A 24,449-nucleotide genomic window follows, 5' to 3' on the forward strand; every position below is an offset into this window, starting at 1 on the left:
GATGTCCGTTCACGACCAGCCGCTGTCCTTCGCCTACTGGGTGCCCAACGTCTCCGGGGGCCTGGTCGTCTCCACCGTGGAGCAGCGCACCGACCACGGACCCGCCTACAACATCGACGTGGCCCGCACCGCCGAGCGGGTCGGCTTCGACTACGCCCTGACCCAGGTGCGCTACCTGGCCAGCTACGGCGCCGACGCCCAGCACGAGTCGGTGAGCTTCTCCCTGGGGCTGCTCGGCCGCACCGAGCGCCTGCGCGTCATCGCCGCCGTCCACCCGGGCCAGTGGCCGCCCCACATCCTGGCCAAGCTCGCCGCCACGGCCCAGGAGCTGCACGGCGGCCGGCTGGCGCTCAACGTGGTGTCCGGCTGGTTCAAGGACGAGTACACCCGGCTCGGCCTGGACTGGCTCGAGCACGAGGAGCGCTACCGGCGGGCCGAGGAGTTCATCGAGGTGCTCCGGGGTCTGTGGGCGGAGGAGCCCTTCACCTTCCGCGGCGACTTCTACCGCACCCGGGAAGCCGTCTTCCGCCCCGCCCCGTCCCGCGCCCCCGAGGTCTTCCAGGGCGGCAACTCCAGCGCCGCCCGCGAGATGGCCGGCCGGCTCTCGGACGTCTACTTCATGAACGGCAACTCTGTCGAGGGCGTCCGGGAGCAGGTCGTGGACGTCCGCGCGCGGGCCGCCCGCCATGGTCGGGAGGACGACGTCCGCTTCGGCCTCAACGGCTTCGCCGTCGTGCGGGACACCGAGGCGGAGGCCCGGCGGGTCGTCGAGGAGATCGTCGAGCGGGCCGACGTCGAGAAGGTGCACGCCTTCGGCGAGGCGGTGCGGCAGGCTGGGCGGTCGACCCAGGACCGGAAGGGGATGTGGGTCGACTCCGACTTCCGCGACCTGGTGCAGTACAACGACGGCTTCCGCACCGGTCTCGTCGGCACCCCCGATCAGGTCGCCCGCCGGGTCCTGGACCTCAAGGCGGCCGGGGTGGACGTGCTGCTGTGCGGCTTCCTCCACGTCCGCGAGGAGGTCGAGCGCTTCGGGGAGCAGGTGATCCCGCTGGTCCGCGAGCTCGAGGCGCAGGGGTATGGCGTCGAGCCCCGCACCGCGGCGGCCACCGCCGCAGCGACGGGGGCGGTGGCGTGAGCGTGCCGGACCCGGCGGGGACGACACCCCTCGACGTCGCCGCGCTGGGTGCGAGCCTGCGCCAGCAGCAGCGGCCGGTCAAGGCGCGCTACCGCGACGACCCGGCCAGCGCCGTCATTCCCGCGGAGGCGTCGGCGACGGTGGACCAGCGGTCCCTCACGGCGACGGTGCCGACGTGGGCCGGTGACCTCGTCGCCGGGCTCCACCCCGGTGCGGGCGGGGACGGCTCCCGCGCGTGCTCCGCCGACCTGGTCCTGCAGGCCCTCGTGGCCTGCGCGGGGGTCACGCTCGCCGCCGTCGCCACCGCCCTCGGGCTGGAGCTGCGTCGGGCGCAGGTGCGGGCCAGCACGACCTGGGACGCCCGCGGGACCCTCGGCCTGGACCGGGAGGCCCGGGTCGGGCTGGGCGACGTCGAGCTCGTCCTGGACCTCGAGGTGCTCACCGCGGACGGCCGCCCGGCCGCCCCGGAGCAGGTGGACAAGCTGGTCCAGCTCACCGAGCGCTACTGCGTCGTGGCCCGCACGCTGACCGAGCCCGCGGGGCTGAGCGTCCGGCTGGCGTGAGCGTCCGGCTGGCGTGAGCGTGCGGCCGGCGTGAGCGTGCGGCCGGCGTGAGCGTCTCAGGTGCTGTCGTGCTGGGCCCCGCTGGAACGCCCCAGGTGGATGTCGGTCGGCGCGATCTGCCCGGTGCGGAAGCCGGCCCGGCCCACCATGTGCGCACCGGCCGGGATGGTGAGCAGCTGGAAGACGCCGATGAGCACGAGCATCCCGACGTCCAGACCCGAGCGGGTGCGCAGGCCCACCCCCAGGATCACGAGCAGGACGCCCAGGACCTGGGGCTTGGTGCCCGCGTGCATGCGGGTCAGGAGGTCGGGGAAGCGCAGCAGCCCGACCGAGGCGGCCACGCACAGCATGGCCCCCAGCAGCAGGCAGACCAGCCCGGCGACGTCGAGCACGTCGGTGAGGCTCATGACGCACCCCCCGTCCGCCCGCCCGGTTGCGGGGCCCGGGTGGCTCCCCGGCCCAGCGAGCGGGGGTCGTCCTCGAGCCGGTCCGGGGCCGGCGGGATGAAGGGGGTGTCGCGGTCCCGGGCCACGAAGCGGGCCACCGCGACCGAGCCCATGAAGCCCACGAGGGACAGCGAGATGAGCAGCGGCAGGGTGGTCCACGCCTCGGTGAGCGCAGCGTAGGCGCCGAGCGCGCAGACCACGATCGAGACCATGGTGTCCGAGGCCACGACCCGGTCCAGGACGCTGGGGCCGATCGTCACCCGGATCAGCGTGAGGAAGGCCGAGAGCGCCAGCAGCCCACCGATGATCCAGGTGAGGACGGTCTCGATGCTGTCGACGCTCATCGGATCTCCTCGTCCTCGGCGGGGGTGGCGGCGGGGGTGGCGGGGGTGCCTGCCCCGTCCCGCTCGGCGAGCCGGGCCTGGGCCTCGCGGCGCCGCCGGGGGTGCAGCAGCTCGGCGGCGTCCGGGTGCAGCGCACGCAGCACCCGGGCCTCCTGGCCCCGGACCCGGTGCCGGACCCGCTCCGCCTCCGCCCGGGTGCGCACCCCCAGGGCGTGGATGGTCAGGACCCGCTCCCGCGAGTCGAGGTCGATGACCACCGACCCCGGCACCAGCGCGACCATCTCCGCGGTGAGGGTCTGCAGCAGGACGTCGTCGCCGACCAGCTCCATGTCCATGACGACGCCGCGCGCCGGCCTCCCGGGGCGGACGGCCAGCCACGACACCTCGACCGAGGAGCGTACGACGTCGTAGAGGAACCGGACGACCAGCACCACCACCCCCCAGGGGCGGGGTCGCAGCCGGAAGTTCACCCGGGGCAGCGGGAAGAAGGCGAGCACGAGGTAGCCGAAGACCAGTCCGCCCAGAACGTTGCCCCAGCTCAGGCTCCCCCACAGCAGCACCCAGACCGCGGCCAGCCAGGCGAGCCCACCCAGGGAGACCCGCAACCGGCGCAGGGAGGACAGGTTCACAGCATCGCCCCCGCTCCCAGGACGGCCTCGAGGTAGGGCGTGCGCAGCATGAGGTCCACCGCCGCCCGGGTGGTGATCTCGAACAGGGGCCCGGCGACCACCGTCAGGCCCACCCCGACCAGGACCAGGGCGGTCGTGGGCACCAGCACGCCGGCGCCGAGCGCCTCGTGGTAACCGCCGCGCAGCGGCCCCTGCCCCGTCAGCCCGCGGGCGTTCTCGGACCAGAAGGCCCGGCCCCAGACCTTCGCGACGGCATACAGGGTGAGCAGGGAGTTGGCCACGGAGCCGACGACGACCGTCAGCGCCAGCCACCCCCCGTCGGCCACCCCCGCCTGGAGCAGGCCGACCTTGCCCAGGAAGCCGCTGAAGGGCGGGATGCCGGCGAGGTTCATCGCCGGCACGAAGAAGAGGATGCCCACGACCGGGGCGATCCGGGCCAGGTCGCCGAGCCGGGTGGAGTCGGAGGAGCCGCCCACCCGCTCGACCAGCCCGACGACGAGGAAGAGCGTGGTCTGGATGAGGATGTGGTGGGCGACGTAGAAGATGGCCGCCCCCAGGCCGTGGGTGCTGCCCAGCGCGATCCCGAAGAGCATGTAGCCGATGTGGCTCACCAGCGTGAAGGACAGCATCCGCTTGATGTCGTCCTGGGCGATCGCGCCCAGGATCCCGACGAGCATGGTCAGCAGGGCCGCCCACAGCAGCAGGTCCTCGAAGCGCCCGCCGGGGAAGAGCAGCGTCTGCGTGCGGATCATCGCGTAGATGCCGACCTTGGTGAGCAGGCCGGCGAAGACGGCGGTGACCGGGGCCGGCGCCGTGGGGTAGGAGTCGGGCAGCCACCCGGACATCGGGAAGACCGCGGCCTTCACCGCGAAGCCGACCAGCAGCATGAGCTGCAGCAGCGCCGCCGTCCCGGGCGAGATGTCCCCCAGGCGCTGGCTCAGCAGGGCCAGGTTGACCGTGCCGGTGGCGGCGTAGACCATGCCGATGGCCGCCAGGAAGATCATCGAGGACAGCAGCGAGACGAAGACGTAGGTGGTGCCCGCTCGCACCCGCTCCGCCGTGCCGCCGAGGGTCAGCAGCACGAAGCTGGCGGCGAGCAGCATCTCGAAGCCGACGTAGATGTGGAACAGGTCGCCGGAGATGAAGGTCGTGGTGACCCCGGCCGCGAGCACGAGCAGCGTGGGGTGGAAGACCGGCAGCGGCGCGTGCCCGTCGCTCTCGTCGTCGAAGCTGCTCGCCCCCTGCCCGATCGAGTAGGCCAGGACCGCCATGGTCACGGTCGTCGAGACGATGATCATGATCGCCGAGAGCCGGTCGACGACCAGGATGATGCCCTCCTCGGGCAGCCACCCCCCGACGTGCATCACCTGCGGGCCCAGGGTGTCCGCCGCCCACAGCAGGACACCGGCGGTGGCCAGCATGCCGGTCAGGACGGTCATGCTCACGGCACGCTGCACCCAGGTGCGTCCCGCGGCCGCCAGGGTGAGGCCGGCCCCGACCAGCGGCAGCAGGACCATGAGCGGCACGAGCACGGAGAACTCGCTGGTCACGACCGCTCACCCCCCGGTGCGGGCGGCGGGTCGGTCTGCGTCGGCTCGCTCCCGGCGCCGGCGTCGACGACGTCCTGAGGGTCGTCGGTGCCCTCCCCGGGGCCGGCGACGGCGTGCTCCTCGCGCTCGGTGGTGGGTGTCCACGGGTCACCGGGTATGCCGTAACGCCGCTCGCTGCGCTCGCTCTCGGCGGTGATCTCCGCGGCCCGCTCCTTGGCGGAGCGGTCGTCCCCGGTGTCGTCGGCCTCGGCGCGGGCGTGGATCCGCGCCGACTCGGTGTCGTCGTCCACCAGGTCCTGGCGGCCCAGCTGCCAGGACCGGTGCGCCAGGGCCAGCACGAAGGCCGTCATCGCCAGGGTGATGACGATGGCGGTGAGGACCAGGGCCTGCGGGACGGGGTCGGCCAGCGGGGCGCCCTCGTCGTTCGACCCGATGATCGGCGGGGCGCCGGCGTCGCCGGAGCCGATGACGAAGATGAGGTTGATGCCGTTGCCCATGAGCAGGAAGCCCATGAGGGCGCGGACCATCGAGCGGGAGAGGAAGAGGTAGACCCCGGTGCCGACCAGGATGCTCGAGACCACGACGAGGGTGAGGTTGGGGGTCATGAGCCGACCCCTCCCGCTGGCGCTCGCGGCTGATCTGCTCGTCGATCCCCGAGCCCAGGCTGCGGAGGATGTCGAGCATGAGTCCGAGGACGACGAGGTAGACGCCGACGTCGAAGAGCAGGGAGCTGACGAGGGGGACCTCCCCGATGAGGGGGACCTCGACGTAGGTGTGCCAGGTCCGCAGGGCCGGGCTGCCCAGGGCCATCGGGATGAGCGCCGAGCCGGCGGCGACGAAGAGCCCGGTGCCGAGCAGCACCGCCGGCATGACCGGCAGGGCGGCCCGCAGCTCGAAGCCGCGGCCGGCCAGGTAGCGCAGGCACAGGGCCAGGCCGCCGACGATACCGGCGGCGAAACCGCCACCGGGCTGGTTGTGCCCGGCCAGCAGCAGGTAGATCGACCAGAGCAGCACCGTGTGGAAGACCAGCCGGGTGACGATCTCGAAGATCGTGGACCGGCGCTGGGGGTCGAGCTGGTCGCCGACGCTGATCCACCGGGTGGGGTCGGAGGCCAGGGAGGTCGTGGGCTTGCGGTCCCGCATGGTGGCCAGCCGGCCCCGGGTGGTGCGCAGCCCCTCGCGGACGCCCTCGACGACCTCGTCGCGCAGGAAGACCAGGCTGGCCACGCCGGTGGCGCAGGCCAGCACGACCGACAGCTCACCCATGGTGTCCCAGGCGCGGACGTCGACCAGGATGACGTTGACGATGTTGTAGCCGCCGCCGTACTCGACCGCACGCTCGGGCAGCCCCACCCCGGCCGGCTCGTGCACCCGGGAGGACGCGGCGATCATCGCGACCACCCCGACGATGCCGCCGACCGCGACGCCCACCAGGCCGCGGACCCGCCGGGTCATCGGGCTCGGGTCGTCCGGGAAGCGGCCGGACAGCCGGCGCAGCACGAGGACGAGGACGACGAGGGTGACGGTCTCGACGAGGACCTGGGTGAGCGCGAGGTCCGGCGCGCCGTGGAGCAGGAAGAGCAGCGCCGTGCCGTAGCCGGCGACGCTCACCAGGAAGACGGCGCGGAAGCGGCGCCGCGCCCGGGTCGCGAGCACGGACGCCAGCACCACGAGGACTGCGACGGCGACCTGCGCGGCACTGTCGGCCAGCCGCACCTCCTCCGGCCAGGTTGCCCCCGCGGTGAGCAGCTGCACCGTCGGGAGCACCACGAGGACGGCCAGGATCGTGCCGAGCAGCACCGGGAGGGAGCCCCGCTGCAGGAAGCCGGTGATCTCCAGCGAGGCGCGGTCCAGGGTCCGCATGATCTGCTGGTAGGTCCGGCCGAGGTCGACCGGCGACAGCGGGATGGGCACCTCGACGGGGCGCCGGGCCTGCAGGCCCCACCACAGCGCGCCGCCTGCCCAGATAAGGGCCGACACCGCCAGCGGCAGCCCCCACCCGTGCCACAGCCCCAGGTGCACCTCCGTGGTGTCCGCCACGGCCGTCACCGCCGCGGTGTGCGGCTCGAGGACGCCCTCCAGCGCCTTCGAGGTGACACCCAGGGCGAGCCCGCCCACCGCCAGCAGGAGGGGTATGCCGACCAGCAGGGCACCCGGCGGGTGCCAGTCGGTCTCCGGCTGGATGGCGACGGGGGTGGCGCCGCCGTCCTCGGCGTCGGGCGTCGCGGGCTGGGTCGGCCCCCGGGACCCGTCGGTGAAGGCGCCCCACACGAAGCGCAGGGAGTAGGCCATCGTCAGGACCGAGCCGAGGACCACCGAGCCGAGCGCCAGGCCCTGGAGCGACCAGAGGCCGTCCGGCGGGGAGAGCAGGGCCGTGACGGCGGCCTCCTTGCCGACGAAGCCGATCAGGACCGGCAGTCCGGCCATCGACATCGCCGCCAGGGTCCCCGCGAGCGCCAGCAGCGGAGCCTTGCGGCGCACCCCGACCAGCTTGCGGATGTCCCGGGTGCCGGCGGCGTGGTCGATGGCCCCGGTCGTCAGGAAGAGAGCGGCCTTGAACAGCGAGTGGGCCACGACCAGGGTGAGGCCGGCCAGCATGGCGCCCGTGCTGCCGTAGCCCAGGAGCAGGGTGAGGAAGCCCAGCTGGCTGACCGTGCCGTAGGCGAGGAGAAGCTTGAGGTCGGTCTGCCGGGTGGCGCGGAACGCCCCGAGGAGCATCGTGGCCGACCCGAGCACGAGGATCGTGACCTGCCAGGCCGGCAGGTCGGCATACCCGGGCGCCAGCCTGGCCACGAGGTAGACCCCCGCCTTGACCATCGCGGCGGCGTGCAGGTAGGCGCTGACCGGGGTGGGCGCGGCCATGGCACCGGGCAGCCAGAAGTGGAAGGGGAGCAGCGCGGACTTGGTGATCGCCCCGACGAGCAGGAGCACGATCCCCCAGGTGACGGCGGTGCCGGTGTGCGGGGAGCCGACGATCTCGCTGATGCGGTAGGTGCCGGCGTCCTGACCGATCAGGACGATGCCCACGAGCATCGCCAGCCCGCCGAAGGTGGTGACGATGAGCGCCTGCTTGGCCGCGCGGGTGCTCGCGGCGCTCGTGGTGAGGTAGCCGACGAGCAGGTAGGAGAGCACCGTGGTGATCTCCCAGAAGATGTAGAGCACCAGCAGGTCGTCGGTCGTGACCAGCCCGAGCATGGCTCCGGCGAACCCCACGAGAGAGCCGGCGAGCAGCGACAGGTTGCCGTCGTCCTCGTCGAAGTAGGAGGCGCAGTAGAGCAGGACGAGCGCCCCGATGCCCGAGACGATGAGCGTCATCACCCAGGCGAGGGTGTCCATCCGGAAGACGAGGTCCATGCCGAGGTCACGGACCCAGCGGAAGCCCTCCTCGTGCGCCCGGTCCGCCGACGGGATCCGGGTCGCGGCCCACACCGCGGTGACGGCGGGTGCGAGGGCCAGCACGTAGAACGCGCGGGTGCCGAGCAGGCGCAGGAGGACGGGGGCGAGGACGGCCGCCACCAGGTGCGCCACCAGCAGGGTCGCGATCATGTGCGGCCCTTCCTCGTGTGCGTGACGTGTCCTCCAAGATTACCCGACCGAGCGGCCCGTCCGGACCGCCCGGGAGGGGACGGCGGAGAGCCCCGGCCCACCGTGGGTGGGTCAGGGCTCTCCGGTGTCGGTCGTCAGGAGGCGACGACGGTGACCGTGACGTCTGCGGCGACCTCGTCGTGCAGACGCACGTGGACGGGGTGCTCGCCGAGGCTGCGGATCGGGGTGCGCAGCTCGATGCGGCGCTTGTCGACCTGCGGGCCCCCGGCGGCCACGATCGCGTCGGCGATCTCGGAGGGCGTGACGGCGCCGAAGAGGCGGCCGCCCTGCCCGGCGCGGGCGGTGACGGTGACGGCCGAGCCCTCGAGCTTCGCCTTGGCGGCGGAGGCGTCCTCGGCGGAGCGCAGCGCGCGCTTGACGCGGCCGGCCTTGATCGAGTCGACCTGCTTCTGGCCGCCCTTGGTCCACGGGGTGGCGACCTTCCGGGGCAGCAGGTAGTTGCGGGCGTAGCCGTCCTTGACGTCGACGACGTCACCGGCCTCGCCGAGGCCGGACACGGGCTGGGTCAGGATGATGCGCATGATCTTCTCTTCTCCGTTCCGTGATCAGCGGGAGGAGCTGCTGTAGGGCAGCAGCGCCATCTCGCGGGCGTTCTTGACGGCGTTGGCGATGCGACGCTGCTCCTGGACCGAGACACCGGTCACCCGGCGGGCACGGATCTTGCCCCGGTCGGAGATGAACTTGCGCAGCAGCGCGGTGTCCTTGTAGTCGATGGACTCGATCTTGGCGGACTTGAGCGGGTTCGCCTTCTTCTTGGGCTTACGAATGACGGGCTTGGCCATCGTGGTGCTCTCCCTTTCCTGAAGAGCCCGAGCTGAGCTCGGGATGGGTGGGTCGTGCTGTGTATGGGGTGGTGCCGGGGATCAGAACGGGGGCTCGTCGTAGGACGGGGCCCCGCCCCATCCGCCACCGGACTGGCCGCCACCGGACTGGCCTCCGCTGGAGGCGCCGCCGCTGGCCCACGGGTCGTTGTCCGGGGTGGACTGGCCACCCGCGGAGGAGCCGGACGACTGCTGGCCGCCGGAGGGCTGGTTGCCCCAGCCGCCCTGACCGCCCTGACCGCCCTGACCGGCGGACTGACCACCTCCCTGGCCGCCGCCCTGCCAGCCGCCGCCGCCCTGACCGCCCTGCCCACCCTGGCGCTGGGCCTTGGTGACCGAGGCGGTGGCGTAGCGCAGCGAGGGGCCGACCTCGTCGACCTGCATCTCCATGACCGTGCGGTTCTCCCCCTCCGGCGTCTGCCAGGAGCGGGAGACCAGCCGGCCGGTGGCGATGACGCGGTCGCCGCGGTGCAGGCTCTCGGCGGCGTGCTCGGCCGCCTCGCGCCAGACCGAGCAGCGCATGAACAGCGTCTCCCCGTCCTTCCAGTCGTTGGTCTGACGGTCGAACGTGCGGGGCGTCGAGGCCACGGTGAAGTTGGCGACGGCCGCACCGCTGGGGGTGAAGCGCAGCTCGGGATCGGCGGTGAGGTTGCCGATCACGGTGAGGGGAGTCTCTCCGGCCATGTCAGGTCATCCTTGATCCGTGAGGGTTACGTGTGGTCGGTGCCGGTGGCGGGGACGTCGGAGGACGAGCCTCAGGCGTCGCGACGGAGCAGCTTGGTCCGCAGGACGGACTCGTTGAGCCCCAGCTGGCGGTCCAGCTCCTGGACGGTCGCGGGCTCGGCGGTCATCATGACCACGACGTAGATGCCTTCGGCCTGCTTCTTGATCTCGTAGGCCAGGCGCCGACGACCCTGGACGTCGATCTCGTCGACGGTGCCACCGTCCTTGGGGACGACGGCGAGCATCTTCTCCAGCGTGGGCTGGAGGTTGCGCTCGTCGGTCTCGGGGTCGAGGATCATCATCATCTCGTACTGACGCATGCGGGAACCCACCTCCTTCGGTCTCATGCGGTCACGGTCTCTCCGTGACAGGAGGGCTTCATACGTCTCACCGCCACCCGGGGCCAGCCTCCCACCGACGAGGGCGACGGCGCAGAAGTTGTCCACAGGCATTGGACGGCGGTGAACTCCACCACGATACCGGGCGCGCCGCTCGGCGGCCTAATCCCGGCGCGGGGCTCGCGGTAGCGTCGGGCAGCGTGACCGCCACCGCCCTGCCCACCGCCGACGGCCGCGCCGCCGCCGCGGGCCGGGCCCCGCTCCGGGGGGACATCGAGGGCCTCCGCGCGATCGCGGTCCTCATGGTCCTCGCCTACCACGTCGGGCTGCCGGGGTCGGGCGCCGGCTTCGCCGGGGTGGACGTCTTCTTCGTCATCTCCGGCTACCTCATCACCAGCCAGCTCGTCCGGGAGGCCACTCGCACCGGGCGGATCTCCGTCCCCCGGTTCTACGCCCGCCGCGCGCGGCGGCTGCTGCCCGCGGCCACCGTGGTGCTGGTCGCCACGACGCTCGCCGGGATGCTCGTCCTGCCACGGGGCCGGCAGTCCGAGCTGGGGGCGGAGGTCCTGGCGGCCACCGGGTATGTCGTCAACTGGCTGCTGGCGGGGCGGGAGGTCGACTACCTCGCCGAGGACGCCGACCCCTCCTGGGTGCAGCACTACTGGTCGTTGTCCGTCGAGGAGCAGTTCTACGTCGTCTGGCCGCTGCTCGTCATCGCGGTGCTGTGGGCCTCGGCCCGGCTGCGCCTGCGCTTCCTGCGGGTGCTCACCCTGGCGCTCGCGGTCGTGGTGCTCGCCAGTCTGGTGTGGTCGGTCCTCCGCACCGCCGAGGCACCCGGGCCGGCCTACTTCTCGACGCTGACACGGGCGTGGCAGCTGGGCACCGGGGCTCTGCTCGTGCTGCTCACCCCTGCCCTCGCGCGGCTGCGTCGACCCGTCGCGGCGGGGACCGCCTGGGTGGGGCTGCTGCTCGTCGGGCTCACCGTGGTGGTCGTGGACGGTCGGACGCCCTGGCCCGGCTCCGCGGCGCTGCTGCCCACCCTGGGCACGGCCGCCGTGCTCGCCGCCGGGATCGCGTGGGCCGACAGCCCTCCGGCCCGGTTGCTCGGCCTGCCGCCGCTGCGCTTCCTCGGGGGCCTGTCCTACGGCCTCTACCTGTGGCACTGGCCGGCCCTGAGCCTGCTGGCGCAGGTGCGGCCCGACCCTCCTCTCGCCGAGCGCGTCGCGGTCGCCCTGGCGTGCGTGCTCCTGGCCTGGGGCACCCTGCGGCTGGTGGAGGACCCCGTGCGGTTCGCCCCCGCGCTCGCCCGGGACCCTCGCCGGACCCTCCTGCTGGGGGCCGGGGCGATGGCCGTCTCGGCGGCGCTCGCCGGGTCGCTCGTGCTCACCGCCCCCCGCCTGGACACCGCGCTCGGGTCGCAGCAGGGGGCGCTGGCGCTGGTCGACCCGGCCGGCAGGGGCACGGGGTCGCTGCGGCCGGTGGCGGACCCGGGCGCTGCCGTCGCCCCCCGCGACGAGCTGGTCCCGGACCCGGCCACCGCCGAGGAGGACCTGTCGCTGGCCTACCGCGACGGGTGCCAGGTGAGCGCCGAGGGCACCGGGCGCCTCCCCGACGACGCCTGCTGGTACGGCGACCCGGAGGGTGGCACGACTGTGGCCCTGGTCGGCGACTCGAAGGCCGAGCAGTGGAGCTCGGCGCTGCACGCGGTGGCCGCGGCGGAGGGGTGGCGGCTCAAGGTCTACACCCGGTCCGCGTGCGGCTTCGTCGACGAGGGCCGCTCGCCGGCCTGCCACGCCTACAACCGCGAGCTCTCGCAGCACCTGGGCGACCCGGAGCACGCGCCCGACCTGATCGTCACCTCGGCCGGTGCCGGCTACCCGGCTGCGACGGTGGGCTCGGCCGAGCGCCTGCTGGGGCCCGCGATCGAGGCCGGCGCCCGCCTCGTGGTGCTGGCCGACACCCCGCGGCCGGTCCCCCGCGGGGCGGGGCCGGACGTGACGGTCTACGAGTGCCTCGACGAGCACCGGCAGGACCCCACCCCGTGCTGGTCGGAGCCGCGGGCGGCGCCCGGCGACGAGATGCTCCGGCCGCTGGCGGAGCGGCTCGGGGCGCCCTTCGTGGACCTGGGCGCCTGGATCTGCCCCTCGCCCGAGGAGCTGGGCGGGTGCGCGCCCGCCGTCGGCGGGGTGGTCGTCAACCGCCAGGGCAGCCACCTGACCGGCAGCTACGTCCGGTCCCTGACGCCGGTGCTCCACCACGCCCTGGTCACGGCGGGCGTCGCCACGACACCGGTGGAGGACATCGTCTGGGCCCCGGCGGTGGACCCCCCGCCGCCGTGACGGGCGCACCTCCGCCGCAGCGAAGGGTGGACCTCCGGCCCGGCGCGGAGGGGCGGCTCTCATCCGGGCCTCACCGGGCCCGCGCCATACTGGACCCGGTCCATCCCCGAAGGAGTCCCATGAAGATCGCGATCGTCGGCACCGGTTATGTCGGCCTGTCCAACGCGGCCGTGCTGGCCCAGCACCACGAGGTGGTCGCCCTGGACATCGACCCCGCCAAGGTCGACCTCATCAACCAGCGCCGATCCCCCATCGTGGACCCCGAGCTGTCCGAGCACCTGGCCACCAACCACCTGCACCTGCGCGCGACGACCGATCCGGCCGACGCCTACGACGACGCCCGGGTCGTGGTCATCGCCACCCCCACCGACTACGACACCGAGACCAACTTCTTCGACACCTCGACCGTGGAGACCGTGGCCGCCGACGTCCTGGCCCACACCCCGGACGCCACCCTGGTCATCAAGTCCACCATCCCGGTCGGCTTCACCGAACGCCTGCGCTCGGAGCACCCGGGCGCCACCATCCTGTTCTCCCCCGAGTTCCTGCGCGAGGGCCGCGCCCTGCACGACAACCTGCACCCCTCGCGCATCATTGTCGGCGACACCGGCCCCGCCGGCCGCCTGGTCGCCGACCTGCTCCTGGAGGGAGCCGTGGACAAGGACGTGCCCGTCCTGCTCACCGGGTCTACCGAGGCCGAGGCCATCAAGCTGTTCGCCAACACCTACCTGGCCATGCGGGTGGCCTACTTCAACGAGCTCGACACCTACGCCGCCACCCGCGGCCTGGACACCGCCCAGATCATCCAGGGCGTCAGCCTCGACCCCCGTATCGGCGACCACTACAACAACCCCTCCTTCGGCTACGGCGGCTACTGCCTGCCCAAGGACACCCGCCAGCTGCTGGCCAACTACGGGGACGTGCCCCAGACCCTCATCACCGCGATCGTCGAGGCCAACCACACCCGCAAGGACTTCATCGCCGCCGACATCCTCGACCGCGACCCCCGCACCGTCGGCATCTACCGCCTCATCATGAAGGCCGGCTCCGACAACTTCCGCGCCTCCTCCATCCAGGGCGTCATGTCCCGCCTGCAGGCCTACGGCGTCCAGATCCTCATCTACGAACCCACCCTTCCCGACGACACCTTCCAGGGAGCCCGCGTCGTCCGCGACCTCACCGACTTCACCACCCGCTCCGACGTCATCATCGCCAACCGCCTCGACCAGCACCTCCAGGACCTCGCCGGCGACAAGGTCTACAGTCGCGACATCTACCAGCGCGACTGACCCGACCACCCCTGCCCCCGGCCGCCCCGCGACGAAGGACAGCGTGAACCCCACCCCTCGGCACCGCACCCAGCCCCCGTTCCGGGAGACGCAGCCGCAGGAGCAGCCCGGGGAGCCGCCCCGCACCTGGCTGCTGCTGGCCTCCCGGGCCGCGGTCGTCGAGGAGCACACCGAGCGGATCCGTCAGCTGGCCCGCTCCGGGCACGTCGTGAGGCTGGGGTATGCCGGGGGCCGGCTGCCTGCCGGGCTCCTCCGGGGGAGCCACCGGCTCGGCACCCTGCGGCGGGGCCCCTCCAGGGTCGTCAGCGCCGCCCTGACCGGCCCGCTGCCCGTGGCCCGGCGGCTCGAGCTCGCCGCCCGGCACGACCGGTGGCTCAGCGAGGTCGCCGGGGCCGCCGACGAGGTCGTCTTCCTCGACGTCCTGGCGGCCCGGCAGCTCGGTGACCGGGTGCGGGCGCTCGCGCCGCGAGCCCGGCAGTGGCCGGTGCGGGAGAGCGCCCGGCTGCTCACCGAGGCGGCGGCCTGGCGGACACTGAGCGTCGGCGCACGCGAGACCGACACCCGGCTGCCCGGTCGGGGCATCACCCTGAGCCCGGTCGTCGAGGCGGCCGGCACGCTGGCCGGGCTCGCGGCCACCACCCCCTGCGGGAGGAGCTGGCCCGGGACGTGCGCCCTCAGCTGCGGCGGCTGACCCGCTGGGCGGTGCGGCGCGGCCGGTTCGAGCAGGCGGACGACCTGCTGGCCGCGGTGGACCTGCTGCGCAGCCTCTTCGGACCCGACCCGCGCGAGGACGCGGCGGCCGAGGCGCTGCGCATTCACGTCGCCCTCGTGCGCGGCGAGGACCGGGGGGCCGAGGTCGGCGAGCCGGCCCGGCGGCTGCTCGTCGAGGCCGATGCCGCGCTGGAGGCCGGGGACCTCCGGGAGACCTCGGAGCTGGGGGCGATCGCCCTGGGCCTGCTCTTCCACCAGCAGCTGCACACGGCCCGCGAGCGCACCCCCCTGGTGGAGGACCCGGACGGCTTCCTCCGCCCGCTGCGCGAGAGCCGGGTGGGACAGCTGCTCGCGGCCCGGGGCGTGCCACCCCTGGGGCCGGACTCCCTCCTGGTCGACCGGGCCGAGGGTGAGGGCACCGCCGGGCTCGACGACGGGGCCGACCCGGGTGCGGGCGCCCGCCCGGCAGGACTGCGGGTGAGCCTGCTCCCGGGCGTCTACGGCCACCACGCCGCGCCGCTGATCGCGGCGCTCGACCGGGACGAGCGGGCCGAGCTGACGACGGTGCGCCCGGCGACGAGCAGCTTCCGGGGGATGATGATCGACGCCCCGATCCTCCAGCACCGCCTCGAGCACGCCCTGGGCCGCGTCCCCACCGTGGGCCTGGACGTGGACCGGGAGGACTACGACGCGGTGGTCGGCGCCGACGTCGTGGTCGCGGACTGGGCGGACAAGGGCGCCGTGTGGACCTCGACCGTGGTCCCGGAGGGCACCCGGATGGTGGTGCGGGTCCACAGCGTCGACGCCCTGTCGGCGCCCGCCCAGCTGGTGGACTGGTCGCGGGTCGACGACATCGTCTTCGTCGCCGACCACATCCGGGACCTCTTCGTGCGCATCCTGAGGGAGCGCATCTCCCACGCGCGCCTGCACGTGGTCACCAACATCGTCCCGCCCGCGAACTTCCCCGACCCCCTGCTCCCGGACGCCTCGCGCACCCTGGGCGTCGTGGGCTGGGCGCAGGTCGTCAAGGACCCGGCCTTCGCCGTGGAGGTGCTCGCGCACCTGGCCCGCGAGGACGACCGGTGGCGGCTGCGTCTCATCGGCAGCGACTTCGGCGACCACCACGCCGCGGCGGACGTCGCCTACGCCCGGGCCTTCCGGGAGCGGGTGCTGCGCGAGGACGTGGTGGACCGGATCGACTACACCGGGTTCACCCGCGAGCTGCCCCGCCACCTGCGCCACGTCGGCTTCGTCCTGAGCACCAGCCTGCGGGAGGGGTGTCCCGTCGGGACCCTCGAGGCGACGGCCGCCGGGGCCTTCCCCGTCGTCCGCGACTGGCCGGCCTTCGCACCCCTCGGCGCCGCCCGCGGCCTCTTCCCCGGACGCTGCGTCGTCCGGACCCCCGCGGAGGCCGCCGAGCTCATCCGCTCCCTGGCCGAGGATGAGGACCGTCGCCGGGCCGTCGCCGAGGTCCGGGAGGCGATGGCGGAGCAGTTCTCCGACGCCGGGACCACCGACCGGCTGCTGGATATCGTCCTCGGGGGCTGACCGTGGTCGGACGGGTCCGCCGTCAGGCGGTCCGGGCGGTGCCCGGGCGGGCTGCCTCGCGGTCCGGTGCCCGCACCCCGCGGGCCAGCTGCGACAGCAGCTGCGCGGCGGCGGTCGCGTGCCCGACCGGGGTCCGGTACTGCAGGGCGGGGTCGTCGGTCGCGGACAGGACGCTGCTCTCCTCCAGGATCCCCCAGACCGGCGTGCCGCTGCCCCGGTAGTCCCCCCACTTGGACAGCAGGAAGGGGTTGCGCTCGGCCCCCTGCGGCAGCGGGTAGTCGACGACGAGCAGCAGGTCCATGCGCCGGGCGATCTCGAGGAACTGCAGGAAGGGGAGGAACTCCTCCACCAGCACCACGCCCTGCAGCCCCATCTCCTCGACGACCCCGCGCAGGGTGGCCGTCGGCTGGGTGAAGAGGTGGAGCCGCAGCCGCGCCCGTTGCTCCGCGGGGAGCTGGGCCATCGCCTCGACCGCCGCCACCGGGCTCTGCTTGCCGTAGAAGTTGCCGAAGTAGGCGATGTGCAGCACGCCCTCCTCCAGCTCGACCGGCGCGCGGTCCATCGCGTAGAACTTCTCCGGCAGCATCGGGTGGTGCGCGGCCACGGTATGCCGACGCAGCCGGTCGGCGAGCCGCGGGTCCGCGCAGCGGCCGGCCATGTAGTCGGCCTGCTGGGCGTTGGTGAAGAGGATCTCGTCGGCGAGGGCGTAGACGAGCACCTCGGCCCACTCGTAGACGTTGTCGCCGGCCGGGGGCTCCCACCCGGCCTCGCGCAGCAGGCTCGTGAACCGGTCCCGCAGGGGGGAGTCGTGCATCGGTGCGTACCGCTCGGCGCCCGTGGCGTCGGCCGAGCACGGGTCGGAGAACTCCGCCTCCCAGACGATGTCGGGATGCTCGGCCTTGACCAGGGCCGCCAGGAAGTGCGAGGCGACGAAGTGGGACCGGGAGAACATCGAGGACCACGGCACGCCGTGCCCGAGGAGGTCCCCCGTCCGCGCCGACTCGTCGGTCCAGCGGTCCACCACCTGCATCCCCTCCTCGCACCACGCCACGATCGAACGCCAGGACGAGAAGTAGGTGGGGGTGTCCAGGACGGCGCGGCGTCGGACCTGCCCGTCGGCCACCCGGTCCAGGCCGGGGTCGATGGCGCGCAGGCCGCTCATCTCGTTCTGGATGACGTCCACCGGCTCCCCCCGGAGGCAGACCCGCTTGGCCGCGACCGTGCCCGAGGTGTCGACGTAGGGGACGAAGCAGTAGGCGACGACCAGGCGGCGGGCCACGGAGCTCGACATTCGCGTCATCCTAACGACCGGCCGCGGCCACGCCCTCCAGCGCCGAGACGAAGCCGGCCCGCTGCGTCCCCCAGTCGTGGTGCTCGGCGACGAACTGGTGCCCCCGCCGCCCGAGCTCGCGGGGGATCTCCGGGTCGGCGGCCCACCCGGCCAGCACGTCGAGCACCTGCGTGGTCGCCCCGAAGGGGACCACGACCCCGGCGCCGCTGCGTCCCACGAGGTCGGCCTGCAGGGGCAGCGGAGTCACCACGGCGGGGATCCCCCGGCCGAGGTACTCGACCACCTTGGTGGCCATGCTGGGGCGGAAGTTCGGCTTGTCGTGCAGCAGGCACAGGCCGGCCAGCGCGCCGTCGAGGCGGGCCACGGCGCGGTCGGAGGGCAGGAAGCCGTGCCAGTCCAGCAGCCCCTCCTCCCGCGCCCGGGCCAGCACGGCCTGCGCCGGGCCGTGCGCGGGCCCCACGACCTCCAGCCGCAGGCCCGGCGGCAGCCCGCGGGCGACCTCGACCATCTCCGCGGCCCCCCGCTCCAGGGTGACGCTGCCCAGGTAGACCACGCGGAGCACCCCGTCCACCGGCTGGGCCGCCGGGGCCGCCCGCTCCGGGACGGTGGTGACGTTGGGGACCACGGGGTGCGGGCGCCGGAACCGCGAGGCGTAGTGGTGGTCGGCCAGCAGCAGGTGCACCCGGCGCTCGGCGGCCCGCTCCACCCCGCGGACGGCGGCGGCCGCCACGCGGCGCAGCGGGCGGGGGATCCAGGCCTTGACCTCGACGGCGGCGGCGGTGTCCTCGTGCACGTCCCAGACGACCGGGGGCAGGTGCAGCCCCGGGAGGGCGAGCAGCAGCTCGGGGTCGTGCAGTAGCACCAGGTCGTGCCGGGGTCCGTGCTCGCGCAGCAGCCGGCGGGCGCCCCGGAGGGCGGCGCCCCGGTGTCGCCCGCGGGAGCGGGGCAGGTCCACGGTGCTCAGGCCCGGGACCGTGGCGGGCAGGTCCAGGTCGTAGCCGGACCAGGGGGCGGCGTAGGTGACCTGCCAGCCGGCGTCCAGCAGGGCGGCGACCTGACGGTGCCGGATGCGGCTGTCGTCGGGGTGGTGGACGACGGTGAGCACCAGGACGGACCTGCTGCGCACCCCGCTCACGTCCGCCGGAACCGGGCGTTGGCGCGCTGCTCCCACAGCGCGAGGTACTCCTCGGCGGCCTCCCGGCCCTCGGTCTCCTCCAGCATCTTGGCGTGGTCGAAGCGCTCGCGCCACGTGTGCCGGTGCTTGCCGTACTTGCGCCCGTAGAGCCCGTAGACGTGCGCGGGCGCCCCGTCGGCGAGCAGGCGCCCGTCGTCGACCCACAGGACCCGGTCGCACATCGTCTCGATGGAGGACCGGCTGTGGCTGACCATGAAGACCGTCCCGGCCTGCTCGCGGAACTCGGCGATCCGGGCCTGCGCCTTCTCCTTGAACTCCGCGTCCCCGGTGGCCAGGGCCTCGTCGACGACGAGGATGTCCGGGACGGTGGCGGTCGAGATGGCGAACCGCAGCCGGGCGCCCATACCGCTGGAGTAGGTGTTCATCGGCAGGTCGATGAAGCGGCCGATGTCGGCGAACTCGACGATGCCGTCCATCGCGGCATCCACCTGGGCCGGCGTCAGGCCCTGCGCCAGGCAGCCGATCTCGATGTTCTGCCGTCCCGTGAGCTTGGGCAGCAGGACCGCGCTGACGCCGAGCAGGGCGGCCCGGCCGTCCAGCCAGATGGAGCCGGCCGTCGGCGGGACCAGCCCCGCGATCGAGCGCAGCAGGGTCGACTTGCCCGACCCGTTGCGCCCGATGATGCCGATCGACTCCCCCCGGTAGGCGACGAAGGAGACGTCGCGGACGGCATACACCTCCTGCTTGCCGACCCCGGCTCGACGGGGGGACAGCAGCTTGCGGACCAGGCCGGCCTCGTCCTGCGGCTCCTCCTCGCCGCCGCTGCCGTAGACGCGGTAGGTGACGTCGACGTGGGAGGCGACCACCGAGGGTCGCCGGTTCCCGTCGACCAGCTCCCCCGCCGGCAGCTCGACCGGCGCGGCGCGGTCCTCAGGCCCGGCCATAGGACCCCTCCCCCCGCCAGAAGACGACGAAGCCGACGACGAAGAAGAGCACCGCCCAGCCGCCGGCGACCGCCCAGGTCACCGGGTCGGGCGCGGCAGGGTTCCAGATCGTCTCCCGCACGACGGTGAGCGCCACGGCCGCGGGCTGGTAGGCCAGCACCGCCCCGACCACGTCGCTGGCCCCGAGCCGGTCGACCTGCAGCTCGATCGAGAAGAAGACGCCGGAGACGTAGCGCAGCAGCCGGACCAGCAGCGGCATGAGGTTGGCCAGGTCCCGCACGGCGTGGACGATCCGGGCGGTGAGCATCGCGATGCCCAGCCCCATGACGAGGACGATGAGCAGCGCGACCGGGTAGAGGAGCCAGGTCCAGCTCACCCGCCCCTCCTGGTCCCACAGGGCGATGATGAGGAGCACGGCGAAGGCCGGCAGCTGGCTGACGAAGGCGGACAGCACCGAGACCAGCGGCGGCAGCACCCGGGGGAACTGCATGGCCCGGATCAGGCTCATCTTGCTCAGCAGCGACTTCGAGCCAGACGTGAGGGCCGTGGAGAAGAGGGCGTAGGTGAACAGCCCGGCGGTGAGGAAAGTGATGAAGTTGTCGATCCCCCGGCTGGTGCCGAGCAGGATGCCGAAGATGAGGAAGTAGGCCAGACCCAGCAGCAGCGGGTTGATGACCGCCCAGACGAACCCGAGGTAGTTGTCCCGGTGCTCGCTGGCGAACTCGCCCTTGGCCATCGCCCACATGAGGTGGCGGTGGCGCCACACGTCGCGGACGTAGCGACGCAGCGGCGGGCGCGAACCCACGGGCTCCAGACCGTGCCGGGCCGCGAGCGCGGCGGCGTCCGCCGGGCTCAGCACCGGGGGGAGGTCCCGGGGGTCGGGCCCGACGTCGGTCACAGCCGGGTGACCTTCTCCGCCTCGGTGGCCTTGCCCCGGGTGTCGAAGAAGACCTGGGAGGCGCCGGCCAGGGCGTCCAGGTCGTACTCCCGGTGGTTCTGCACCAGGATGGTGAGGTCCGCCTGCGCCACCGCGGCGGCGGCGTCGTCGACCCGCTGCGCCTCCGGCACCGCACGCCAGTCGGCCACGTGCGGGTCGTGGAACTGCACGACCGCGCCCTTGGCCATCAGCTGGCGGGCCAGCGGCACCGCCGGGGACTCCCGCTGGTCGGCGATGTTCGGCTTGTAGGTCACCCCCAGCAGCAGCACCGTCGAGCCGTTCAGCGGCTTGCCCTCGGAGTTCAGCAGGTCCTGGGCGCGGGAGACGACATACCCCGGCATGCTGGAGTTGATCTCCTGCGCCAGCTCCACGAACCGGAACGGGTAGCCCAGCCGGGCCCGCACGTTGTGCGACAGGTAGTTCGGGTCGATCGGGATGCAGTGCCCGCCCACCCCCGGCCCCGGGTAGAACGCCTGGAACCCGAACGGCTTGCTCTTCGCCGCCTCGATGACGTCCCACAGGTCGATCCCCAGCTCGTGGCAGAACCGCGCCATCTCGTTCACCAGCGCGATGTTGATGTGCCGGTAGGTGTTCTCCAGCAGCTTGGCCGTCTCCGCCTCCCGCGTCCCCTTGGCCCGCACCACCGTGTCCACGAACGAGCCGTAGAACGCCGCCGCCGCCTCGGTGCACGCCGGCGTCTGACCACCCACCACCTTCGGGGTGTTCTTGGCCCCGAACTGCTCGTTGCCCGGGTCGATCCGCTCCGGGGAGAACGCCAGGTGGAAGTCCTTCCCGGCGACCAGCCCGCCCGCCTCCAGCCGGGGCCGCACCACCTCGTCCGTGGTGCCCGGGTAGGTCGTCGACTCCAGGACGACCAGCATCCCCTCGTGCAGGTTGCGCGCGACCGCGTCCACCGCGGACTCCACCGCCCGCAGGTCCGGACCACCCTCCTCCGACAACGGCGTCGGCACGCAGATCACCGCCACGTCCGCCTCACCGATCCGCGACTCCTCCGTCGTCGCCTCGAACCCCCCGGCGATCATCTCCGCGATGTCGGCGTCGGACAGGTCGTCCACGTGGCTGCGCCCCGCGTTCAGGTCGGCCACGACCCCGGCGTTGATGTCGAAGCCCAGGACCCTCCGGCCCGCCCGGGTCGCCTCCAGGGCGAGGGGCAGACCGACATAACCCAGACCGATGATGACAGCATCCACAGCCACGTTGAGGTACTCCTTGAGGGGTGGCGGGCACAGGAACAGCGCTGGCAGCGCGTCGGCAATGGTATCGCGCTGTGCCATGATCGCCGGTATGTCGTCCGTCCTGCTCGTCTCCAGCAACGGAGCGGGCATGGGGCACCTCACCCGGCTGCTGGCCTACGCGCGGAGGATGCCGGCGGGGACGCGACGTCACGTGCTGTCCCTCTCGCAGGCGGTCCCCGTGGTCGGCGACGAGGGCATCCCGTGGGAGTACCTCCCGAGCCAGGGCGCCAGCGGGCTGCGGCCCGCCGCCTGGCGCACGCTCTTCGCCGAGCGCGTCACCGAGATCCTGCACCGGCTCGACCCGGACGTCCTGGTCTTCGACGGCACCCACCCCTACAGCGGGCTCGACCGGGCGCTGGCCGCCCACCCCCGCACCCGGGCGGTCTGGAGCCGCCGCGGGATGTGGCTGCCGGGGCGCAACGTGGACCAGCTGGAGAAGTCCGCCTGGTTCGACGCCGTCGTCGAGCCCGGTGACCTGGCCGCGCCCGCGGACCGCGGCGCGACGGCCACGGCCGAGGGGGCCGTCCGGGTGCGCCCCGTGACGCTCGTGGACCGCGCCGCCCTCAGCGACCGCGCCACGGCGCGGGCCGCCCTCGGGCTGCCGGCCGAGGGACGCCTGGCCCTGGTGAGCCTGGGCGCGGGCAACATCAACGACACCGACGACGAGGTGGGCGCGGCCGCGGCCGCGCTGCAGGCCCGCGGCGTCGGGGTCTGCGTGACCGCGCCGTCGATCGCCGAGCGCGCCTACGCGGGCAGTGACGTGCACCTCGTGCGGCACTTCCCCCTCTCCGAGCACTTCGCGGCCTTCGACGTGGCGGTGGCCGCGGCCGGCTACAACTCCTTCCACGAGGCCCTGCGCCTGGGGGTCCCGACGCTCTTCGTGCCCAACCGCGGTACGTCCCTCGACGACCAGGTCGCCCGGGCCCGGCACGCCGCGGACCGGGGGTGGGCCCTCGTCGCCGACACGCTCACCGGCGGCGCGGCCGGGGCGGCCGTCGAGGAGCTGCTGGACCGCGGCCCTGCCCTGGCCGCCCAGGCCCTGGAGGCCGACCCCGGCAACGGCGCGGACGAGGCCGCGCAGGAGATCCTGCGGGTGGCGGGACGGGCCGCATGAGCCTGTCCCCGGGCGTCCGGCGCCGTCAGCAGCGGCTGGCGCGCTGGGTCCGGCGGACCCCGGGCTACCGCCTCGCCCTGGAGGAGGTGCTGCCCCGGGTGCGCCGCAGCGCCGTGCTCACCGACCTCGCGTGGCGCGTCTTCGCCCCCCGGTCGGGCGCCGGTCACGTCGACGTGGCCCTCCTGCCCGACCGGCAGCTCGCCGGGCCGGACGTCCGGCGGGTCCCCGTCGTCGGCGTCCTGGCCACCGGGTTCACCGACGCCGGGGTCGAGGCGCTGATGGACCAGCTCGTCCAGCTGCAGCGCGCGACCGCCGCCTTCCGCCCCGTCCTCGTCCTGGACCGCCCGCTCTTCGCGAGCGCCCGGCGCCACGGTTACGTCGTGGAGCACGTCGTCCGCAGGAGCGGTGGGACGGCGGGGACTTCGGCCGGACCCCCTGGCAGGACTACCTCGCCCGGCGCCTGGCCTCCGTCGTCGACGCCTACCAGCTGTGGCACCTCGCGCGGGCGGTGCCCGGCGTCGGGCTCGACCCCGTCGACGCGGCCATCCTGCGCTCCCTGCCCGAGCGGCTGGACCTGGCAGCATGGACGACCGACCCACCGACCACCCAAGGAGATCCCTCAGCGTGACCCCCAGCCAGCCTCTCGTCGTGCACATCACCGGCGCCCGCCCGAACTTCCCCAAGGCCGCACCGGTTCTCGCCGCGCTGGAGGGGTACCCCGTCGAGCAGCTGCTGGTGCACACCGGCCAGCACTACGACGAGCGGATGAGCGAGGTCTTCTTCCGCCAGCTCGGGCTCCCCGAGCCCGACGTCAACCTCGGCGTCGGCTCCGGGGCGCACGGGGCCCAGACGGCAGCGACCATGGTCGGCCTGGAGGAGCTCTTCACCGGCCGCCGCCCCGACCTGGTCGTGGTCTACGGCGACGTGAACTCCACCGTGGCCGCCGCCCTGGTCGCCAGCAAGATGGGCATCGCCGTCGCCCACGTCGAGGCCGGCCTGCGCTCCTTCGACCGCACCATGCCCGAGGAGATCAACCGGGTCCTCACCGACCGGATCAGCGACCTGCTGCTCGTGACCAGCGTCGACGCGGCCGCCCACCTGGGTCGCGAGGGCGCCGACCCCGACACCATCCACTTCGTCGGCAACCCGATGATCGACACCCTGCTGCGGCACGTGGGGTCCCTCGACGTCGAGGGCGTGGCGGCGCAGGTCGGGGTGGACACCTCCCGTCCCTACGTCGTCGCCACGCTCCACCGCCCGGGCAACGTGGACGACCCGGCCGACGTCGCCGAGCTGGTCGACAGCGTCCACGCCGTCGCCGACCAGGTCCGGGTCGTCATCCCCCTGCACCCCCGGGGCCGCCAGCGGCTGGCCGACGCCGGCTTCCTCGACCACGACGACCTCGTCGTCGTCGACCCGCTGGGGTATGTCGAGTTCCTCTCCCTGGTCAAGGGCTCGGCGGCCGTCGTCACCGACTCCGGCGGGGTCCAGGAGGAGACCACCGTGATGGGGGTGCCCTGCCTCACCCTGCGCCCCAACACCGAGCGTCCGGTCACCATCACTCACGGCACCAACCGGCTCGTGACCCGGCAGACGCTGCCGGAGGCCGTGCGGGAGGTCCTGGCCGCCGGTCGGCAGGACACCTGGCCGGTGCCGCCGCTGTGGGACGGGCAGGCCGGGCCGCGGATCGCGGCCGTGCTGGCCCGGCACGTGGGAGCGGGCTGAGG

Annotated in this window: 22 protein-coding genes and 1 pseudogene; 8 read left to right on the forward strand and 15 right to left on the reverse strand. The window is 73.6% G+C overall.

Going from position 1 to position 24,449, the window contains the following annotated elements:
* Position 1: 1 nt before the first annotated feature.
* Together sfnG and E3Z34_RS17260 are read left to right on the forward strand one after the other, a co-directional pair.
* Positions 2 to 1,138, forward strand: coding sequence for a dimethylsulfone monooxygenase SfnG (gene sfnG, locus E3Z34_RS17255; RefSeq protein ID WP_134774596.1), 1,137 nt, complete (start codon positions 2 to 4; stop codon positions 1,136 to 1,138).
* Positions 1,135 to 1,701 (forward strand): OsmC family protein, encoded by a 567-nt coding sequence (locus E3Z34_RS17260; RefSeq protein ID WP_238695258.1) that lies wholly within the window; start codon positions 1,135 to 1,137, stop codon positions 1,699 to 1,701. Before sfnG ends, E3Z34_RS17260 begins: the two co-directional genes overlap by 4 nt.
* A 56-nt stretch (positions 1,702 to 1,757) precedes the next feature.
* Here the strand turns inward: E3Z34_RS17260 and mnhG are convergent, their stop codons facing one another.
* From mnhG to rpsF, 10 genes and pseudogenes are all read right to left on the reverse strand, one after another.
* Positions 1,758 to 2,108 carry a monovalent cation/H(+) antiporter subunit G gene (gene mnhG, locus E3Z34_RS17265; protein ID WP_134774597.1) on the reverse strand — a complete coding sequence of 117 codons (351 nt, stop codon included), beginning with the start codon at positions 2,106 to 2,108 and terminating at the stop codon, positions 1,758 to 1,760.
* A complete protein-coding gene (locus E3Z34_RS17270; protein ID WP_134774598.1) occupies positions 2,105 to 2,491 on the reverse strand; it encodes an MrpF/PhaF family protein in 387 nt (128 codons plus the stop codon). Before E3Z34_RS17270 ends, mnhG begins: the two co-directional genes overlap by 4 nt.
* Positions 2,488 to 3,120: a Na+/H+ antiporter subunit E gene (locus E3Z34_RS19610; protein WP_134774599.1), complete on the reverse strand. Its 633-nt coding sequence runs from the start codon at positions 3,118 to 3,120 to the stop codon at positions 2,488 to 2,490. The genes E3Z34_RS17270 and E3Z34_RS19610 overlap by 4 nt, the downstream gene beginning before the upstream one ends.
* Positions 3,117 to 4,637, reverse strand: a complete 1,521-nt coding sequence (locus E3Z34_RS17280; RefSeq protein WP_238695528.1) for a Na+/H+ antiporter subunit D — start codon at positions 4,635 to 4,637, stop codon at positions 3,117 to 3,119. Before E3Z34_RS17280 ends, E3Z34_RS19610 begins: the two co-directional genes overlap by 4 nt.
* 29 nt (positions 4,638 to 4,666) lie before the next feature.
* Positions 4,667 to 5,275: a Na(+)/H(+) antiporter subunit C gene (locus E3Z34_RS19310; RefSeq protein ID WP_238695259.1), complete on the reverse strand. Its 609-nt coding sequence runs from the start codon at positions 5,273 to 5,275 to the stop codon at positions 4,667 to 4,669.
* Positions 5,276 to 5,336: 61 nt separating this feature from the next.
* Positions 5,337 to 8,216: pseudogene (locus tag E3Z34_RS17290) on the reverse strand (Na+/H+ antiporter subunit A); the annotation flags it as partial.
* A 134-nt stretch (positions 8,217 to 8,350) separates the two neighbouring features.
* Entirely contained in the window at positions 8,351 to 8,797 is a 447-nt protein-coding gene (gene rplI / locus E3Z34_RS17295; protein ID WP_134774601.1) for a 50S ribosomal protein L9, read from the reverse strand.
* Positions 8,798 to 8,821: 24 nt separating this feature from the next.
* Positions 8,822 to 9,058, reverse strand: a complete 237-nt coding sequence (gene rpsR, locus E3Z34_RS17300; protein WP_134774602.1) for a 30S ribosomal protein S18 — start codon at positions 9,056 to 9,058, stop codon at positions 8,822 to 8,824.
* 81 nt (positions 9,059 to 9,139) lie between these two features.
* Positions 9,140 to 9,781, reverse strand: coding sequence for a single-stranded DNA-binding protein (locus E3Z34_RS17305; protein WP_134774603.1), 642 nt, complete (start codon positions 9,779 to 9,781; stop codon positions 9,140 to 9,142).
* A gap of 71 nt (positions 9,782 to 9,852) precedes the next feature.
* Positions 9,853 to 10,140 (reverse strand): 30S ribosomal protein S6, encoded by a 288-nt coding sequence (rpsF, locus tag E3Z34_RS17310; protein WP_134774972.1) that lies wholly within the window; start codon positions 10,138 to 10,140, stop codon positions 9,853 to 9,855.
* Between the two features lie 218 nt (positions 10,141 to 10,358).
* On the opposite strand from rpsF, the gene E3Z34_RS17315 reads away from it, so the two are divergent.
* The 4 genes from E3Z34_RS17315 (at position 10,359) to E3Z34_RS19615 (ending at position 16,045) form a co-directional block, all read left to right on the forward strand.
* Positions 10,359 to 12,497: an acyltransferase family protein gene (locus E3Z34_RS17315; RefSeq protein ID WP_134774604.1), complete on the forward strand. Its 2,139-nt coding sequence runs from the start codon at positions 10,359 to 10,361 to the stop codon at positions 12,495 to 12,497.
* Positions 12,498 to 12,616: 119 nt separating this feature from the next.
* Positions 12,617 to 13,786: a nucleotide sugar dehydrogenase gene (locus E3Z34_RS17320; RefSeq protein ID WP_134774605.1), complete on the forward strand. Its 1,170-nt coding sequence runs from the start codon at positions 12,617 to 12,619 to the stop codon at positions 13,784 to 13,786.
* A gap of 43 nt (positions 13,787 to 13,829) precedes the next feature.
* Entirely contained in the window at positions 13,830 to 14,477 is a 648-nt protein-coding gene (locus tag E3Z34_RS17325) for a hypothetical protein (protein ID WP_134774606.1), read from the forward strand.
* Positions 14,453 to 16,045, forward strand: coding sequence for a glycosyltransferase (locus E3Z34_RS19615; RefSeq protein ID WP_134774607.1), 1,593 nt, complete (start codon positions 14,453 to 14,455; stop codon positions 16,043 to 16,045). The genes E3Z34_RS17325 and E3Z34_RS19615 overlap by 25 nt, the downstream gene beginning before the upstream one ends.
* Positions 16,046 to 16,067: 22 nt before the next feature.
* Here the strand turns inward: E3Z34_RS19615 and E3Z34_RS17335 are convergent, their stop codons facing one another.
* Genes E3Z34_RS17335 through E3Z34_RS17355 form a run of 5 tightly spaced genes read right to left on the reverse strand, consistent with a single transcriptional unit; the run spans position 16,068 to position 21,569 of the window.
* Positions 16,068 to 17,336 carry a glycosyltransferase family protein gene (locus E3Z34_RS17335; RefSeq protein WP_134774608.1) on the reverse strand — a complete coding sequence of 423 codons (1,269 nt, stop codon included), beginning with the start codon at positions 17,334 to 17,336 and terminating at the stop codon, positions 16,068 to 16,070.
* 10 nt (positions 17,337 to 17,346) lie between these two features.
* The gene (locus E3Z34_RS17340; RefSeq protein ID WP_134774609.1) at positions 17,347 to 18,462 is read right to left on the reverse strand and encodes a glycosyltransferase family 4 protein; all 1,116 of its coding nucleotides are present in this window, start codon (positions 18,460 to 18,462) and stop codon (positions 17,347 to 17,349) included.
* Between the two features lie 5 nt (positions 18,463 to 18,467).
* Positions 18,468 to 19,415, reverse strand: a complete 948-nt coding sequence (locus tag E3Z34_RS17345) for an ABC transporter ATP-binding protein (RefSeq protein WP_134774610.1) — start codon at positions 19,413 to 19,415, stop codon at positions 18,468 to 18,470.
* Complete coding sequence (locus tag E3Z34_RS17350; RefSeq protein ID WP_134774611.1) at positions 19,402 to 20,313, reverse strand: ABC transporter permease; 912 nt, start codon at positions 20,311 to 20,313, stop codon at positions 19,402 to 19,404. The genes E3Z34_RS17345 and E3Z34_RS17350 overlap by 14 nt, the downstream gene beginning before the upstream one ends.
* Entirely contained in the window at positions 20,310 to 21,569 is a 1,260-nt protein-coding gene (locus E3Z34_RS17355) for a nucleotide sugar dehydrogenase (RefSeq protein ID WP_134774973.1), read from the reverse strand. The genes E3Z34_RS17350 and E3Z34_RS17355 overlap by 4 nt, the downstream gene beginning before the upstream one ends.
* A gap of 88 nt (positions 21,570 to 21,657) precedes the next feature.
* Between E3Z34_RS17355 and E3Z34_RS17360 the strand changes: the two genes are divergently transcribed.
* A complete protein-coding gene (locus E3Z34_RS17360) occupies positions 21,658 to 22,722 on the forward strand; it encodes a glycosyltransferase (protein ID WP_134774612.1) in 1,065 nt (354 codons plus the stop codon).
* A 624-nt stretch (positions 22,723 to 23,346) separates the two neighbouring features.
* Positions 23,347 to 24,447, forward strand: a complete 1,101-nt coding sequence (gene wecB, locus E3Z34_RS17365) for a non-hydrolyzing UDP-N-acetylglucosamine 2-epimerase (protein ID WP_238695260.1) — start codon at positions 23,347 to 23,349, stop codon at positions 24,445 to 24,447.
* Positions 24,448 to 24,449 lie beyond the last annotated feature (2 nt).

Origin of the sequence: Ornithinimicrobium flavum, assembly GCF_004526345.1 — a bacterium.
GTDB classification, from domain to species: Bacteria; Actinomycetota; Actinomycetes; order Actinomycetales; family Dermatophilaceae; genus Ornithinicoccus; species Ornithinicoccus flavus.

Bases quoted from the DNA above. Each gene is read 5' to 3' on its own strand.
- rpsR (WP_134774602.1), bottom strand. From the start codon at position 9,058: ATGGCCAAGCCCGTCATTCGTAAGCCCAAGAAGAAGGCGAACCCGCTC.
- rplI (WP_134774601.1), bottom strand. From the start codon at position 8,797: ATGCGCATCATCCTGACCCAGCCCGTGTCCGGCCTCGGCGAGGCCGGT.
- E3Z34_RS17345 (WP_134774610.1), bottom strand. From the start codon at position 19,415: ATGGCCGGGCCTGAGGACCGCGCCGCGCCGGTCGAGCTGCCGGCGGGG.
- sfnG (WP_134774596.1), top strand. From the start codon at position 2: ATGTCCGTTCACGACCAGCCGCTGTCCTTCGCCTACTGGGTGCCCAAC.
- E3Z34_RS17270 (WP_134774598.1), bottom strand. From the start codon at position 2,491: ATGAGCGTCGACAGCATCGAGACCGTCCTCACCTGGATCATCGGTGGG.
- rpsF (WP_134774972.1), bottom strand. From the start codon at position 10,140: ATGCGTCAGTACGAGATGATGATGATCCTCGACCCCGAGACCGACGAG.
- mnhG (WP_134774597.1), bottom strand. From the start codon at position 2,108: ATGAGCCTCACCGACGTGCTCGACGTCGCCGGGCTGGTCTGCCTGCTG.
- E3Z34_RS17320 (WP_134774605.1), top strand. From the start codon at position 12,617: ATGAAGATCGCGATCGTCGGCACCGGTTATGTCGGCCTGTCCAACGCG.
- E3Z34_RS17360 (WP_134774612.1), top strand. From the start codon at position 21,658: ATGTCGTCCGTCCTGCTCGTCTCCAGCAACGGAGCGGGCATGGGGCAC.
- E3Z34_RS19310 (WP_238695259.1), bottom strand. From the start codon at position 5,275: ATGACCCCCAACCTCACCCTCGTCGTGGTCTCGAGCATCCTGGTCGGC.
- E3Z34_RS17280 (WP_238695528.1), bottom strand. From the start codon at position 4,637: ATGGTCCTGCTGCCGCTGGTCGGGGCCGGCCTCACCCTGGCGGCCGCG.
- E3Z34_RS17335 (WP_134774608.1), bottom strand. From the start codon at position 17,336: ATGTCGAGCTCCGTGGCCCGCCGCCTGGTCGTCGCCTACTGCTTCGTC.
- E3Z34_RS17305 (WP_134774603.1), bottom strand. From the start codon at position 9,781: ATGGCCGGAGAGACTCCCCTCACCGTGATCGGCAACCTCACCGCCGAT.